Here is a 14,621-nt window from a genome sequence, read left to right on the forward strand (position 1 = left end):
TTCGATGCTGATTTCGCTCACCAGCAGCAAGAAGCCATTCCTGCTTTCGATGCTGATTTCGCTCACCAGCAGCAAGAAGCCATTCCTGCTTTCGATGCTGATTTCACTCACCAGCAGCAAGAAGCCATTCCTGTTTTCGATGCTGATTTTGCTCACCAGCAGCAAGAAGCCATTCCTGTTTTTGATACTGATTTCGCTCGCCAGCAGCAAGAAGCCATTCCTATTTTTGATACTGACTTCGCTCACCAGCACCAAGAAGCCATTCCTGTTTTTGATACTGACTTTGCTCACCAGCACCAAGAAGCCATTCCTGTTTTTGATACTGATTTGGATTACCAGCAAGAAGCCATTCCTGTTTTTGATACTGATTTGGATTACCAGCCGTATACGCCATTGTCTAATCCGATCTACTTATCAGACTCTGATACTTCGACTACACCTGCTCATTCTGATCATTTTGGTCTATTTACACATGCGCCCCTTATTTATGAGCCGGCAGGAGTGCCTATCATGCATCCTCCAGCAGCCGTTGGGACTCAAGAGCTAGCTGCAAATACAGTCGCACAAGCTAATAACAGCGCAGCTGCACAGCCTCCTGCTAATGAGCCGGAACGGATCGTCATTCAAATTCCTAAACCTTCGAGATTGAAGAAAAAAGTCAAAAAAGTGGTTGTTAAGACCAAACGTAAAACACGCAAAAAACAGTTGCAATCGCGGCCTGTATCCAAACTGAAAATCGTTAAAAAGCTTAAGAAAACGACAGTAAAAAAAGCTGGGCAACCGTCCCCTGTAACCAAAAAGAAAATAGAAGTCAAGAAAAAACAAGCGATTCCGCTTAAATCTTCCACCAAACCAATGTATAAACCAAGGACGCAGAAGACAGCCTGATTATAAAATAGATGCTTACGATGTAAGTTTTCTATTAAATTTAGGAGGATACGGCCTAATGAATATTTTAATGATTTGTACTGAAAAACTGCCTGTTCCCAACATTAGGGGCGGTGCCATCCAGACTTATATCTGTGGTGTTGCTTCGCTACTAAGCAAGCATCATCAAATTACGATCCTTGGAAGAACAGATCCTGATTTATTAAACGAAGAAGTCACCGATGGTATCCGCTATGTCCGTGTCAATTCAGATGGAGTGTTAGATCTTTATGTTCAAGGGGTGATCGGCTTCCTCTCGCAGAGTCAGGAGCAATATGATATCATTCATATTTTTAATCGTCCGAAGCTCATTGCTCCCGTTCATGAGGCCGCACCGGGCGCCAGAATTATATTAAGTATGCATAACGATATGTTTAATCCTGCGAAAATCAGCAAAGCCGAGGGCAGCGCTGCCATTGAGCAAGCTGAACGGATCATTACCATTAGTAATTATATTGGTAGTGCGATAAGCGAATACTTCCCTCAAGCAGAGCCGAAGCTGAAAACGATCTACTCCGGGGTTGATTTAGGCAAGTTTGCCCCTTGGACCGAATCCCAGTATTCGTTGCAGGCTAGAGAAAGTATTAGAACGGAGCACAATCTTGCATCCAAAAAGATAATCCTGTTTGTAGGGAGATTGTCGCGTAACAAAGGTCCACACGTCCTTGTCCGCGCCATGTCTCATCTGCGGCATTCCGATGCCGCGCTTGTCATTGTAGGTGGTGCTTGGTACAGCGATAATACGATTAGTGACTATGTCGCTTATGTCCGCGCTCTAGCTGTGCGTTCCCCTATACCCGTAATCACAACCGGATACGTTCAAGCTCACGATGTTCATCGTTGGTTCTGTGCGAGTGATATTTTTGTTTGTACATCCATCTGGCAGGAGCCGTTGGCAAGAGTCCACTACGAGGCAATGGCTGCAGGACTCCCTTTTCTCACCACCAATCGGGGAGGAAACCCGGAAATTGTAAGGGGTAATAATGGCATTCTAATAACGGATCCGGAAGATCCCATGGAATATGCGCATCATCTTAATTTGTTGTTATCTGATCTTCATAGTTCTCGTCAAATGGGTCTGAATGGCCGTCGTATGGTTGAGCAGCATTTCACTTGGCAGCGAGTTGCTGACGACATCTTGTCCGTCTGGGAACGCAGATAACGAACCCTTCAGACTCAGTTCCTAAGCTGGACTTCCTGACGACAGGAGTCCAGCGTTAGGGCTGAGCAGCAGCTTTTTCTATCTCCATGTAAGCAGCTTGTACACTTACATAGATTTAATAACAATATCTTCCATGAACGATTGATCAACCCGGCAAGCTCCCGGGTTGATCACCGCTAAAGCAATTAAATTTACATGTCCTTCCTTAAACCTCTTCGTCACTGTCTTCTTCTTCTTCTTCTTCTTCTTCTTCTTCTTCTTCTTCACTTTCTTCGTCTTCGCTGTCTTCGTCTTCATCTTCCTCTTCGTCTTCTTCATCATCTGCTTCAGGGGCTTCCAATTCTCCAGTCTCTACATCCATCTCGACTTTGTCACCATTTTCCATTTCCACTTCAATTTGATCCACTTGAGCCCAATCCACTTCACTCAACATACTGCTAATTACAGATTCTCTGGATAAGGAAGGCGCTCCGTCCTCTCCCTCTTCTTCAAGAGAATAATCCCGTGTCTCCCCGTTCAAATATTCCACTTGAATTTCTACAACCTCAGGATGGTTGTCAAGCATTAGCTTCACTTGTTCTGCCAATGACACCACGATCATTCCCTTCGCTTTCTAATTTTGAAACTTCTCAGGTTTCCCTGTATTCTATGATTTCCTAATCTAATTGTGTAGGCTTTTGATAGAGTAGAAAGGCGGAATTCAGTTGACCCCACTACACTTATTGATCAAAGCGCATATTTTTCTATGAACTGCTAATCGCCCTAACATATAGAAAATGATATTCATAAATTAATAATAAATTCATATTAGCAAGGAGCTCAAACCTTATGAAGGGATTAATTCTCTGTGCAGGCAAAGGCACCCGGCTCTACCCCTTTTCCGAAGCAACACCAAAAGTATTACTCCCGGTAGCGAACAAACCTATTCTTTATTACTGCATTGAACAGTTGATTAAATTACAAATACGTGAGATTGGAATTGTCATACGTCCCGAGCACCTCGCGCTTTTCATGAAAGAAATTGGCACAGGTGAGCAGTGGAATTTGGATATTACCTATATTCATCAATTGCAGCCCCTTGGGATTTCAAATGCAGTTCTTCAGGCCGAATCCTTTATTCTGGATGAACCCTTCATCTTATTATTAGGGGATAACCTGATTACAGAGTCCTTGGAGCCTTTGGCTCAAGCCATTCTTTATGATCACCATGAGGTCGCGATTATGCTGGGAAACGTTGCAAACCCACAGGATTTTGGCATTGCGGAAATCGCCGGGAATCGAATAGTAGGACTTGAAGAAAAACCTGTGTCACCCAAGTCTAACCTCGCCGTCCTGGGAGCTTATGCTTTTAGTGCAGACATATTCAAGGCCATACATGCAATCAGACCCTCTCCAAGAGGAGAATATGAAATCACGGATGCCATTTCGTGGATGATCGATCATGGCTATTCAGCAGTCTTCCACAAGACAGAACAAAACTATTCAGATGTGGGGACGATGGAACGATGGCTTGAAGCGAATCACTGGATGCTGGATCAGATGGATATCGATGGATTGCTGAATAATCGCAAACGTTTGGACGAATGCATAATCATTCCCCCTGTGCTCATTGACCCTACCGCCTTATTAAGGAACTGCATTATCGGTCCTTATGTAACCATTGGTCCGCAAGTTAAGCTGGACGGTTGCCATATGGAGAACTGCATCTTGCTGGAAGGACTTGAGCTGTTTGATACTGGAACTGCCCTAAGTCATGCCATTCTCGGTCCGCAATTAATGTACGTGCTGACCTACGGAGGAACCAACAAATGAATATTCTAATTATGGGAATGGGCTATGTCGGCGTGACTACAGCTTTGCTGCTTACAGAGCTTGGGTGGAATGTAACAGGATTGGACCCGAATGAGTCAAGGATACGAATGTTGAGTCAAGGCGTACTCCCCTTTTATGAGCCTGGCTTGGACGATGCATTAAGAAAGCATTTGGCTTCCGGCGGGATCACGTTTACCTCAGAGGTGGACATGGCTGTCTGCGATAATGAAGTCATCTTCCTCTGTGTCGGGACACCCTCAGGAAGTGATGGCAGTGCGGATCTGAGGTTTATTAAAGAAGCAGCGGAGAGTATCGGTAAAAACATGCCTGGATACAGACTAGTTGTTATCAAAAGCACGGTTCCTGTTGGAACCAACGAACAAGTAGTCCAATGGATTACCCAAGCCCAGCTTACAGCGATTTCTTTTGACGTGATATCTAATCCTGAATTTCTGAGAGAAGGCAGCGCATTACGAGATGCTCTTGAGCCTGATCGGATTATTATTGGCAGTGAAAATGACCAAGCCACAGAACGGCTTCGATCTTTATATGAGAAATTAAGCTGTCCTGTTGTGGTTACCAAGCCCAAAACAGCTGAGCTGATCAAATATGCTGCAAATGCCTTTTTGGCTACGAAAATCTCCTATATTAATGAATTGGCCAGACTGTGCACGAAATTAGGAGTGAATATTGCCGATGTTGCAGTCGGGATCGGGATGGATCATAGGATTGGAGCGCACTTTTTAAGAGCAGGCATCGGATATGGAGGCTCCTGCTTTCCCAAGGATATCCATGCGCTGCTGTTTACAGCTCAGGAGCATGACCTGAGCTTAACGATTCTAGAAAAAGTTGTGCAGGTCAATCAGTCGCAAGCTGTCTATTATTTGGACATTTGGGAGCAGCTGCTGGGCTCGTTCAACGGGAAAACAATCGCGGTATTAGGCATTTCCTTTAAACCGGATACCGATGATATCAGAGAAGCGCCCGCAATCGGCATTATTGCAAAATTACTGAAAAGCTCTGCTGTGATCAGAGTCCACGATCCGGTAGCCAAGCTTCCGGGCAGCATGTACTCCGAACAGCTGCAGCAGTTCGATTCCTTGGAGGAAACTATTCAGGATTGTGATGCTGTCATCCTATGCTCGGAATGGAAGCCGTATATCACGGCGGACTGGGGACAATTAAAAAGCCTCTTGAAGCAGCCTTTCCTGTTGGATGGCAGAAATATGCTGGATGGCGCGCAATTAACTTCACAGGGCTATCATTATTCTGGCATTGGCATGAACTGGACTCAGATGCACAAATAAAATAAAGTCGACGTACCTAAATCAGCTAAAGGATGGTTGTTATGCAGATATTAGTCACTGGCGCTGCCGGATTTATAGGTTCACATCTATGCGAGCGATTGCTTCAGGATGAAAACAATCAGGTGATCGGACTGGATGCCTTTGTCCAATCGGCTACTCCCAATTGGATGAGGGAGCGCAATCTTCGAAAGCTGCTTCATCACCCGCGGTTTTCTTTTATTCAGCAGCATATTTTGAAAGTTTCATGGGAGAACCTGCTCCCACAGGTGGATATTGTCTATCATCTGGCGGCAATCCCTGGTGTTCGCTCGAGCTTTGGCCCCGACTTTGAGACTTACGTGACGAACAATATTTTGGCTACGCAATGCTTGCTAGAGGGCTGCCGACAGTATCCGGTCCAGAAATTGATTTACGCTTCAACCTCTTCCGTATATGGAGAAAAGACGGGGCAAGTCAACGAGCTTACTCCAACAGATCCCTTATCTCCGTATGGAGTCAGCAAGCTTACCGGGGAACAGCTGTGTCACGTATACGCTCATAATGATGAGGTTCCTATCGTGATCCTTCGTTTCTTCACCGTGTATGGTCCGAGACAGCGGCCGGATATGGCATTTCACCGTTTTATTAATCACATTATGCACAATAAACCGATACCCATATATGGTGATGGTCAGCAAACCCGAGACTTCACATTTGTAGAAGATTGTGTTCGAGCGGTTGCCCAGGTTGCCTATGCGGATCATGTCGTCGGTGAAACCATCAATATCGGTGGTAAGGAACGCGCTTCGGTTCTGGAATGTATTTCTATATTGGAACGATTGGTTGGCAAAAAAGTGGACATTCAGTTTATCCGACCTACGTATGGGGAACCCAGGAATACTTGGGCAGATATTACTAAGGCCCAATCCTTACTGGGCTACGAGCCTAAGATGGATTTGTACCATGGACTTGAACAAGAAGTACACGATATATATGAAATGACTACAATGATGCCTGCATCCGACCAGGATTCAAAATAGTAATAAGATTATTCATTTTCAAACAATGAAGCCTCCCGTTTCCACTTGAACCGTGGAGCGGAGGCTTCATTGTTTCTATAATGGGGCTGTACAAAATTTCTTATCGGGTACGAATCACAATTGCAGCAAAATCATTCAATTCCGGTATTTCAATCGACATCTCCTGTTCGGTTTGGACAAACACAGCTTGGGGTTGGGATGGTTCGGATAGATGAATAGCCTCACTGCATGCTTCTAATCCATGAAGCGTTACCTTCAAGTCATAGACAGGAAGTGGAGTTGTATACGATACACCGTTAAAGCCGGAAAGGTTCAGCACATGCAGGATATAATTGCCATCAGGCAGCTTGTGAAAAAACACCTCCACATTCGTCGGCGCATTCGTCGCCAGAGTCAACGGTTGATCCAGAGTATGATGGAGCAAATCCATAACCGCGTTTTTATGATCGGCATAGCCATGCTTGTAATAGAGATCACCAGCCTGCCATGGGATATACACAGCCTTGTCGTTCCCATTCATATGGATGCCCGCTCCCCAATGCTGCTCGGAGATTCGATGGCCGGAAGCACGCTCTGGCGGACCAAATGTGGATGGAATAACGTAAGGAAGCTGCTTATCCGTATTCGGTCCAAATTCAACGCGGTAAAAGCTGTCGGTCAGGAAGATCCAATCACGATCAGGAAAGCTAGCAAAAAGCTCCTTATTGTCAGTTAGCAGGTAAGCGGCCTCTTGCGTGTGTACGTGCACACTTTCCAACTTGACATCAAACCTGTGCTGGAGAAAAGACGCATTCTCAATGCCTTCGGTGAAGGACCCACCTGTACTGAACAAACAAACACCTTGTAGATAAAGAGCTTCCAGCGCCTGCAGCTCATCCTCTGAAAAGCTCGTAATATCCGGGATCATAATCGCTTTATAGCGCTTGGGCGATCCCGCTTTCGTCGCGAGAACATTTTGATCCAGAACGTCGAACAGCACATGCTCCTCCTTCAGCATTTTGTAAAGCCCCAAATATTCCTTCATATTTTTCTGAACGGGCTTGCCTGGCTTGATCAGGGCGACATCGGACATTGAAATAAAATTCCCATAATATTGTTCATTGTTTTTGTGATACTCATAGATGGCCGCAACCGTCGGCAAATTCTCACGATCCGGATAATCCTCGAACACGCCGATAATGCAAAAATCGAGTCCCGATCCACTCGCCAAGCCTTCCTTCAAGCGAATATTGACCTCATGCTTGGATACGCCGGTAAACCGATGGACCAGATCAATCGCATTGATGCAGCAGTTGCTGACCAGCTTATCCTCCCAGGAATCCTCCAGCGACTGCACATTTTCCGAGGCTGAATACAACCAAACCGGATGGGGACGCTTGTTATCCGTATTCGATTCCTTGCGGACAATATCGACCTTATGCTCGTTATACGTCGAGATCGCGATATCCTTGTTTTTGCTTTTCACCAGTGCATGGATACGATCCAGCATTTCCTTGGTGGTCGCATCCTGGAACAATTTATATTGGCGGTATACCGGATCATCCAAGCTTTCGGTTAACGGTAGATGCAAACCGCTAAATTCATGAAAATTGGCCTTGCAGCTATCGCAAAAGCAGATTCCGTAATGAGTGCCGCTATAATCACGCGTCTGATAGCCAAACATGTTGAAGAAAATGCCATCTACATCGTAATTTGATATCACTTCGTCAATCATTTGCAGTGAATATTCTCTTTGATAGTAGCCGTTAATGCACGTATGCACGATCCCATGATAATTGACCTCTTTGCCCTCACGGGTTCTGTAAAACCATTCAGGCCGTTTGTCAAAAATCGATTCATGCGCTTTACTGAAATCAAAACGGGCGATAATTTTCATGCCATGAGCATGCGCTTTTTCGATAGCTTCCTTCAGCAAATCCTTCTGCTGATTAGCAGCTCGGTATTGATACTCAAGCTTTGTCGGATAAAAGGCAACGATCCCACCTGCGTTCATCATCAGTACATTCGTGGATAATCGCTGCAAATCTTCAATCAGACGATCCACATTCAGATTAGCATCCGTTTCACGCAGGTTATTTTGAATTAATCGTAAATTGTTTGATTTCCACCAGCTCATAACTTTGCCTCCCAGCGAGATGAAAGTTGGGGGAATAAGAATCGCTGCGCGACCGAAGTGTTCTTACGATTGCTGTTGTTCATGGAAACTCTGATTGGATCAGACATTTAACGGTAAGTTTACATGAACAAAGGCACCGCTCTGCTATCTCCAGAACACCACGGTCGCTCCACTCCTTATTCACCCAACTTAAAGATTTATTTTTCAAATTCTATGAACAAGCACTCCCAGATGTCCAGCCGTGGGACGGTGATGTCTAGCTTGCCATCCCTTATATTAGGTGTCATCGCCTGACCGGAGATCAGCTGACGGATCTGTGTGACCTTGCGGTCATCCAGCTTCAGCCTGACTTCGATGTCGTGCAGCGGGATGTTCGTTGCCAGCGGGCGCTTTCCGACACCATTAACAAGATGAATGAGCATGGTATTGCTTTTTTCAAAAACGGTCATCTGCAGACCATGAATGTTGCTGATCTCAATGAGCTTATCGTCACCAAGAGCCATATCGATAACATTGGACAGAAGCTGATAATGCTCACCCAGCTTGAATTCATTAATCAAGTGACTGAGTGAAAAAGGCATGTACACAGCTTGGCCTGTGCCGGTTCGATTCCGGATCACGAGCGGCAGATCCGAATGGCTGACCGGAAGCGACGCCCGCTCCGGGGGCGCTCCCACACTCTCAAGTGGTGAGAACGGCGGTACCAAGGTAGCAAGCACCTGCGTATCGCTGCCAATCGGCTTCACATACATCACCTTGCCTCGATGTGCGATCAAGCCGGTATGCTCCATTCCCTTTTGCAGTGGATTGTTATCTCCCTCAAAGCGCAGGTAAGATGCTGTCAGCGCCTCACTCGTGTATAGCTGGTTGGAGATGCCCAATAATTCAAGCAGCTGCTCATTTTCAGGAACTGCACCTTCGACGACAATAGTTCCGCCACCTTTCACATACTGATGAAGGGTCGCAATAAACGCGTCACTAACTTTTATTCCCTCAGGGATAATGAGACCCTTGTAGCGTGACAATTTTTCAGAGGTTGCATGTACACTGAGGATTACATCAAATGGTATTTGCATGTTGATCAAGCCATCAGCCCAACCCTCTGCCGATGGGTCACCTGTCCACATCATCGCGATTTGCGCGACACCGACCGCATCCTCCATATAGCTCTCTACTTTTTCTACGCTGCGATTGAAATCACTCACTACGTCCAGAATCCGTTTGTCTTCGATCGTCTCCGGTATGCCTGTTAACGAATGCCAGATGTTCCCGCCTTGAGCCGGAATTTGTGACAGCCAAAAACGGTATTCCGCTGGCGGAAGTCCTGTATGCCGCCAGTCCATACCTGGACTGGAGTGAACGATCCCGCATGGTGTAGGCCGACCCGGCAATGATTTGCCCAGCTTCATACTGAGGGCAGGCTTCCAAAACTCAGGAATATGATGATGTCCAAGCGACAAAATATCCTGCGGCTCCGTGCAGTGCAGATCTGAGGTTTGCTCACGATCCAGCATATTGGCTGGGTACAGGTATAAAATCATCGGAAGTTCAGGATTTTTCTTTTTGATAAAATTGTACCAATGGTTCGCATTGTTACGGAAGCAGGTGGGTGCCCAGCTCGGATCAAATTGGCTTTTATCGGCTGGAAGCGGCTTTTGAAACAGCTTAAAGTATTTCTTCTGGCAAGCTTCACACCAGCAGAGTACGAAACGAGGCGCATTAAAAAAGATCCCGTCGATGTCATAATTGCTAATGACCTCATCCAGCACCGGAATAGCTACATCCTCATTGCGATAACCACCATTCAGGCAGGTCGACATCAACAAAGACCAATTTCCCGGCCGCCCTGCACCTATCATCTCGGGTTCGCCTGATGGCTGTCGGATGAACCATTGCGGCTTTTGCAAATAAAACTTGTCTTCCGTCTTGCTGAAGTCAAACCGTGCGATGAAGCGAATATCCTGCTCATGACAAGCTCTGATCACTTCCTTCAATAAATCGAAGTTGTGCGGTAAATATTCATTAATTGTATGGAAAGGCACCTTGGATGGATACCAGGCATAAATTCCCGCCACGTTAAAGACGATGGTATTGGCCCCCATCTGCTTCATTTGGGCAGCAAACCGATCCGGTTCGATCAGCGAGGTGTCTTTAATCTGCAAATTGGTTTGAACTACACGCAGCGGCTTTTGCCACCACGCTTTGGTATGGTTCTGCATGATTGACCCTCCTAAAAGTTTTGCTTAAGCAAAACTAACTTCGTAAGCATTAACTGAGCTTCCGTAGGAAGCTTTCTTCGTAAGCATTTACCATAGAAACGGTTACCAGAGGAAGCCCCCGGTAACCGCACTCCGTTCATTTCATTTTCACATTCCGCGCACTCTGTGCTTATTTCTTGTTAAATTCCTTGTAGGCCTCGGTGTTTTCCATATAAGCTTTTTTCATTTCAGGCAGGTTGTTTAATTTTTCAATATAGGCTTTGTATTCATCCATTGAGATTTGTCCTACGATTGCTTTGGTCATCATCGATTTCCATTCGCTTTCATATTTCGGCCAAGTGCTGTTGAAGGTCGCAGAGTACACATAGCGGAAAGGATCTACCTTGCCAATCGTGTCATAGGCTTCGACTTCTTTTTTCTTCGCATCGTTATAAGCTTTGTCTCCTGATGCGCTTTCCACCTTACCCCATTTGGCATAAGCCAGAACGCCCGCGCCTTTACTTGTGGTATTAACCTCTTTCACACCCTGCTCAGTCAATACTTTTTGACCACCGACTACTTTATGATGCACGCCCTCCAGTCCATAATAACCAAAATCGGTCATTTCATCGGAAGCTGTGTAGTCGAAGTATTTCAGCAGTTCCTTAACCTTGGCTTCAGGAACCTTCTTGGAAATGTAATAGCCGCCGGATACACCAGTGGATAACACAATGGCGTCGCCTTTAGGTCCTTTCAGATTCAGGTTTATAATTTTGGAATTTGGCTGTGTTTTGTTGATGGAATCCTCCCACTCTTTGTCCCACCACACACTGCGGGCATAGGAAGCGGCTCTGCCAGTCTTGTACAGCTCTTCAGCTTGCGTTTTCTTCATAACCGCGAATTCCTTGGACAGCACACCATCGGTATACAAGCCTCTGAACCAATTCACCATCTCGGTCCACTGCGGAGTCATTCTCTTGTCGATCATGCCGCCTTCTGCATTATAAGTAGGGTCCAGCGCACCGAAGCCGGCCGCAAACGCGTCGTCTCCATCATTAATAATGACACCGTGTCCGATAAGACCAAGCGTATCCTTCTTGCCATTGCCATCGGGATCGCTATCAACAATCTTCTTCAGGGCAGCTGCATATTCATCCAAGGTAGTCGGCACAGCAATATTCATCTTGTCGAGCCAGTCCTTACGGATTTTGATACCGTTATCAATTCGTGAACGGGAACGTGGAACCGCATAGATTTTGCCGTCTACCGATAAATACTTTTGCCAATCCGGGGCCATGTTCTTTTTCAGGTTCGGATACTGGCTCAGATCGCCAAGAAATGGAGTTAAATCCCAGAAGGCACCATTCTTGATCGCACTGCGCAGTGTCGGCCAGGTAGAATCAGGGGATGCCACGACTTCTGGAAGATCAGCTGATGCGAACAACAAATCTGCTTTCGTTTTCAAATCGCCATCGGGCACCCATTCGATATCCAGCTTGCTATTGGTTCTCTTTTGCCATTCCGTCCAATACGCATTTTTCATATCAGGCACTTCGTTGTACAGACCGGCAAAAATTTTAATTTCCAGCGGCTTCGCCGGAGCCTTGGTGTCGGTCGCAGTTCCTGTTCCAGCTGCCGCAGGTGCAGCTTTCTCTGTAGTACCTCCTGAGCATCCAGCAGCTAATGATAAAGCAACTACACATGAAATGCCTGCAGACCATTTTTGAAACGCTTTCATTAAATTGTCCCCCTCAAAAGTTTTGTAAAGTTGAACCAACTTCCAAGCCAAACTTCAGTTTGTCATGGCATTGGGTCGAGGCTCCGTTCGTTGTCCGAACGTGAACCCCGATAACCCGATATTAAATGCCAAACAATCGGAATCATACAGACAATTCATGCTAAACGCTGCTTAAGTCAAAAACTGTCCGGGCAGCAAGATTGGTCTGCCTTCGCTTTACTCAAATTCGATCAGCAGACACTCCCAAATATCCAATTTCGGAACGGAAACCGCTAATTTGTCCTGCTTGCTCTCAAATTCTAATGGCTGCCCGGAAATGAGCTGCTTCACAGCCTTCACGCTTTTACCCTTCAACCTGATCGACACCTCGATCTGATGCAGCGGAATATTGGTAGATAGTGGACGTTTGCCCACTCCGTTAACAAGGTGGACAAGCAATGTCTTATCTTTTTCAAAAACAGTCATTTGCAATCCCTGGAAGTTGCTGACTTCAATAAATTTATGTTCAGCGAGTGCCATATCAATCGCATTGGATAAGAACTGGTAGTGCTCACCCAATTTAAATTCATTGATCAATTGGCTTAAGGAGAACGGTAAGTACATCGCGTGGCCTTTTCCTGATGGATTCCAAACGGCAAGTGGTAAATCCGTATGGCTAACCGGCAGTGAAGCACGTTCCGGAGGCGCTCCCACACTTTCAAGTGGTGAGAATGGCGGCACCAATGTCGCCAGCACCTGTGTATCTGCTCCCGTGGGTTTGACATAATTGACCTTGCCACGATGAGCGATCAGCTCGGTATGCTCCAGTCCCTTTTGCAATGGATTGTCAGCACCCTCAAAACGCAGGTACGAGGCCAGCAATGACTCGCTTGTATACATATCCTCTGAAATACCAAGCAGTTTCAGCAGAGAAGGGTGATTCGGAATCGCTCCCTCGGCAAAAATATGACCACCAGCATGAACGTATTCGCTAATATTAGCAATAAATGAATCCGAATATTCCATTCCTTCCGGGATAACAAGACCACGATAGTGCGAAAGCTTATCAGTTGTCGCCTGTGCCTCCAGCAGCACATCAAAAGGAATTTGCATATTGATCAAGCCGTCGGCCCAGCCCTCTGCCGAGGCATCTGCTGTCCACATCATGGCAATCTGCGCTACGGGAGCAGCCCCATCCATATAGTTCTCGACCTTCTCGACGCTGATGTTGAAATTTTTCACGACATCCAGAATTCTTTTGTCACCAATCGTATTCGGTATCCCTGTTAAGGAATGCCAGATGCTCCCGCCATGAGCCGGAATTTGCGACAGCCAGAAGCTGTACTCAGCCGGAGGAAGCCCTGTATGCCGCCAATCCATACCCGGACTTGAATGCACGATGCCAAAAGGAGTCGGACGATCCGGCAGGCTGCGGCCCATTTTCATACTTAAAGCTGGCTTCCAAAATTCCGGAATATGATGATGTCCGAGCGACAAAATATCCTGCGGCTCCGTGCACAGCATATCAGTCGTTTCCGCACGATCAAATAAATTATCATGGTACAGATTGTAGTAAAGGATCATCGGAATATCTTTGCCGGTTTGTTTGATCATTGTGTACAGGTTATCCATATTATCGCGCAGGCAGGTCGATTCCCAGGCCGGTTCGAAAGCTTTTCGTTCTGTCGGCATTTCTGTTCCGTACAGATTCGTATATTTGCGGCGGCAGGCTTCACAGTAGCAGAGGGTGTAATTAGGTGCATTGAAGAAAATCCCGTCAATGTCATAGTTATCGATAATTTCCTGAAGTACGGGAATCGCCACTGCCTCATTCCGATAAGCGCTGTTAATGCAGGTAGACATCAGCAGTGACCAGTTGCCCGGCCGTTTGGCACCAATCGTAATCGGCTCACCTTGAAGATCTCTGGCAAACCATTCCGGCCGCTGCAAGTAGATGGAATCCTCCGCTTTACTGAAATCAACACGTGCAATAAACCGGATATCCTGCTGATGACACGCTTCGATGACTTCTTTTAAGAGATCAAAGCTTGTTGGTAAAAATTCATTCAACGTATGAAATTTGACCTTGGACGGATACCAGCCATAAATGCCGCCGACATTAAAGACAATTGTATTGGCTCCCATATCTTTCATTTGAGCAGCCAGCTCCTGCGGATCGATTTGATCAGTGTCGCGGACCTGAAGATTCGGTTGAATAACACGCAGCGGCTTTTGCCACCAAGATTTGTTCGTTGTATCCATAGCTTCCTCCTGGAAACGGTTACCAGCTACATGTGTGCCAATGGTCTGGAGGCTCCACACGGCTTGGTAACCGTTGAATGGTTGTTGTATTTGCTTACTTG

10 protein-coding genes are annotated in these 14,621 nt (G+C 46.2%); 5 read left to right on the plus strand and 5 right to left on the minus strand.

Features of this window, described 5'->3' with window-relative positions:
* Both OB236_RS01850 and OB236_RS01855 read left to right on the plus strand, forming a co-directional pair.
* The coding region (locus OB236_RS01850) for a hypothetical protein (RefSeq protein WP_262682384.1) at nt 1–888 on the plus strand (888 nt) is incomplete at its 5' end.
* 58 nt (nt 889–946) lie between these two features.
* Nucleotides 947–2,089 (plus strand): glycosyltransferase family 4 protein, encoded by a 1,143-nt coding sequence (locus OB236_RS01855; RefSeq protein ID WP_262682385.1) that lies wholly within the window; start codon nt 947–949, stop codon nt 2,087–2,089.
* A gap of 205 nt (nt 2,090–2,294) precedes the next feature.
* Here OB236_RS01855 and OB236_RS01860 read toward each other — a convergent pair whose 3' ends face one another.
* Nucleotides 2,295–2,690 (minus strand): hypothetical protein, encoded by a 396-nt coding sequence (locus OB236_RS01860; RefSeq protein WP_262682386.1) that lies wholly within the window; start codon nt 2,688–2,690, stop codon nt 2,295–2,297.
* A 227-nt stretch (nt 2,691–2,917) separates the two neighbouring features.
* On the opposite strand from OB236_RS01860, the gene OB236_RS01865 reads away from it, so the two are divergent.
* From OB236_RS01865 to OB236_RS01875, 3 genes are read left to right on the plus strand one after another with little or no spacing between them, the layout of a single operon-like run.
* Nucleotides 2,918–3,901 (plus strand): sugar phosphate nucleotidyltransferase, encoded by a 984-nt coding sequence (locus OB236_RS01865; RefSeq protein ID WP_262682387.1) that lies wholly within the window; start codon nt 2,918–2,920, stop codon nt 3,899–3,901.
* Complete coding sequence (locus tag OB236_RS01870; RefSeq protein ID WP_262682389.1) at nt 3,898–5,208, plus strand: UDP-glucose dehydrogenase family protein; 1,311 nt, start codon at nt 3,898–3,900, stop codon at nt 5,206–5,208. The genes OB236_RS01865 and OB236_RS01870 overlap by 4 nt, the downstream gene beginning before the upstream one ends.
* A gap of 41 nt (nt 5,209–5,249) precedes the next feature.
* Nucleotides 5,250–6,227 carry an NAD-dependent epimerase/dehydratase family protein gene (locus OB236_RS01875; protein ID WP_262682390.1) on the plus strand — a complete coding sequence of 326 codons (978 nt, stop codon included), beginning with the start codon at nt 5,250–5,252 and terminating at the stop codon, nt 6,225–6,227.
* Between the two features lie 100 nt (nt 6,228–6,327).
* Here the strand turns inward: OB236_RS01875 and OB236_RS01880 are convergent, their stop codons facing one another.
* The 4 genes from OB236_RS01880 to OB236_RS01895 form a co-directional block, all read right to left on the minus strand.
* Entirely contained in the window at nt 6,328–8,343 is a 2,016-nt protein-coding gene (locus OB236_RS01880) for a family 10 glycosylhydrolase (RefSeq protein ID WP_262682391.1), read from the minus strand.
* Nucleotides 8,344–8,540: 197 nt separating this feature from the next.
* Nucleotides 8,541–10,562, minus strand: a complete 2,022-nt coding sequence (locus OB236_RS01885; RefSeq protein ID WP_262682393.1) for an alpha-amylase family protein — start codon at nt 10,560–10,562, stop codon at nt 8,541–8,543.
* A gap of 169 nt (nt 10,563–10,731) precedes the next feature.
* The gene (locus OB236_RS01890; RefSeq protein ID WP_076228043.1) at nt 10,732–12,279 is read right to left on the minus strand and encodes a type 2 periplasmic-binding domain-containing protein; all 1,548 of its coding nucleotides are present in this window, start codon (nt 12,277–12,279) and stop codon (nt 10,732–10,734) included.
* Between the two features lie 216 nt (nt 12,280–12,495).
* Nucleotides 12,496–14,520 carry an alpha-amylase family protein gene (locus tag OB236_RS01895; protein ID WP_262682395.1) on the minus strand — a complete coding sequence of 675 codons (2,025 nt, stop codon included), beginning with the start codon at nt 14,518–14,520 and terminating at the stop codon, nt 12,496–12,498.
* Nucleotides 14,521–14,621: the final 101 nt, after the last annotated feature.

The sequence above is a fragment of the Paenibacillus baimaensis genome (genome assembly GCF_025567575.1).

Excerpts from the sequence above, each read along its gene's own strand:
- OB236_RS01855 (WP_262682385.1), top strand. The coding sequence starts at position 947 with ATGAATATTTTAATGATTTGTACTGAAAAACTGCCTGTTCCCAACATT.
- OB236_RS01860 (WP_262682386.1), bottom strand. The coding sequence starts at position 2,690 with ATGATCGTGGTGTCATTGGCAGAACAAGTGAAGCTAATGCTTGACAAC.
- OB236_RS01865 (WP_262682387.1), top strand. The coding sequence starts at position 2,918 with ATGAAGGGATTAATTCTCTGTGCAGGCAAAGGCACCCGGCTCTACCCC.
- OB236_RS01870 (WP_262682389.1), top strand. The coding sequence starts at position 3,898 with ATGAATATTCTAATTATGGGAATGGGCTATGTCGGCGTGACTACAGCT.
- OB236_RS01875 (WP_262682390.1), top strand. The coding sequence starts at position 5,250 with ATGCAGATATTAGTCACTGGCGCTGCCGGATTTATAGGTTCACATCTA.
- OB236_RS01880 (WP_262682391.1), bottom strand. The coding sequence starts at position 8,343 with ATGAGCTGGTGGAAATCAAACAATTTACGATTAATTCAAAATAACCTG.
- OB236_RS01885 (WP_262682393.1), bottom strand. The coding sequence starts at position 10,562 with ATGCAGAACCATACCAAAGCGTGGTGGCAAAAGCCGCTGCGTGTAGTT.
- OB236_RS01890 (WP_076228043.1), bottom strand. The coding sequence starts at position 12,279 with ATGAAAGCGTTTCAAAAATGGTCTGCAGGCATTTCATGTGTAGTTGCT.
- OB236_RS01895 (WP_262682395.1), bottom strand. The coding sequence starts at position 14,520 with ATGGATACAACGAACAAATCTTGGTGGCAAAAGCCGCTGCGTGTTATT.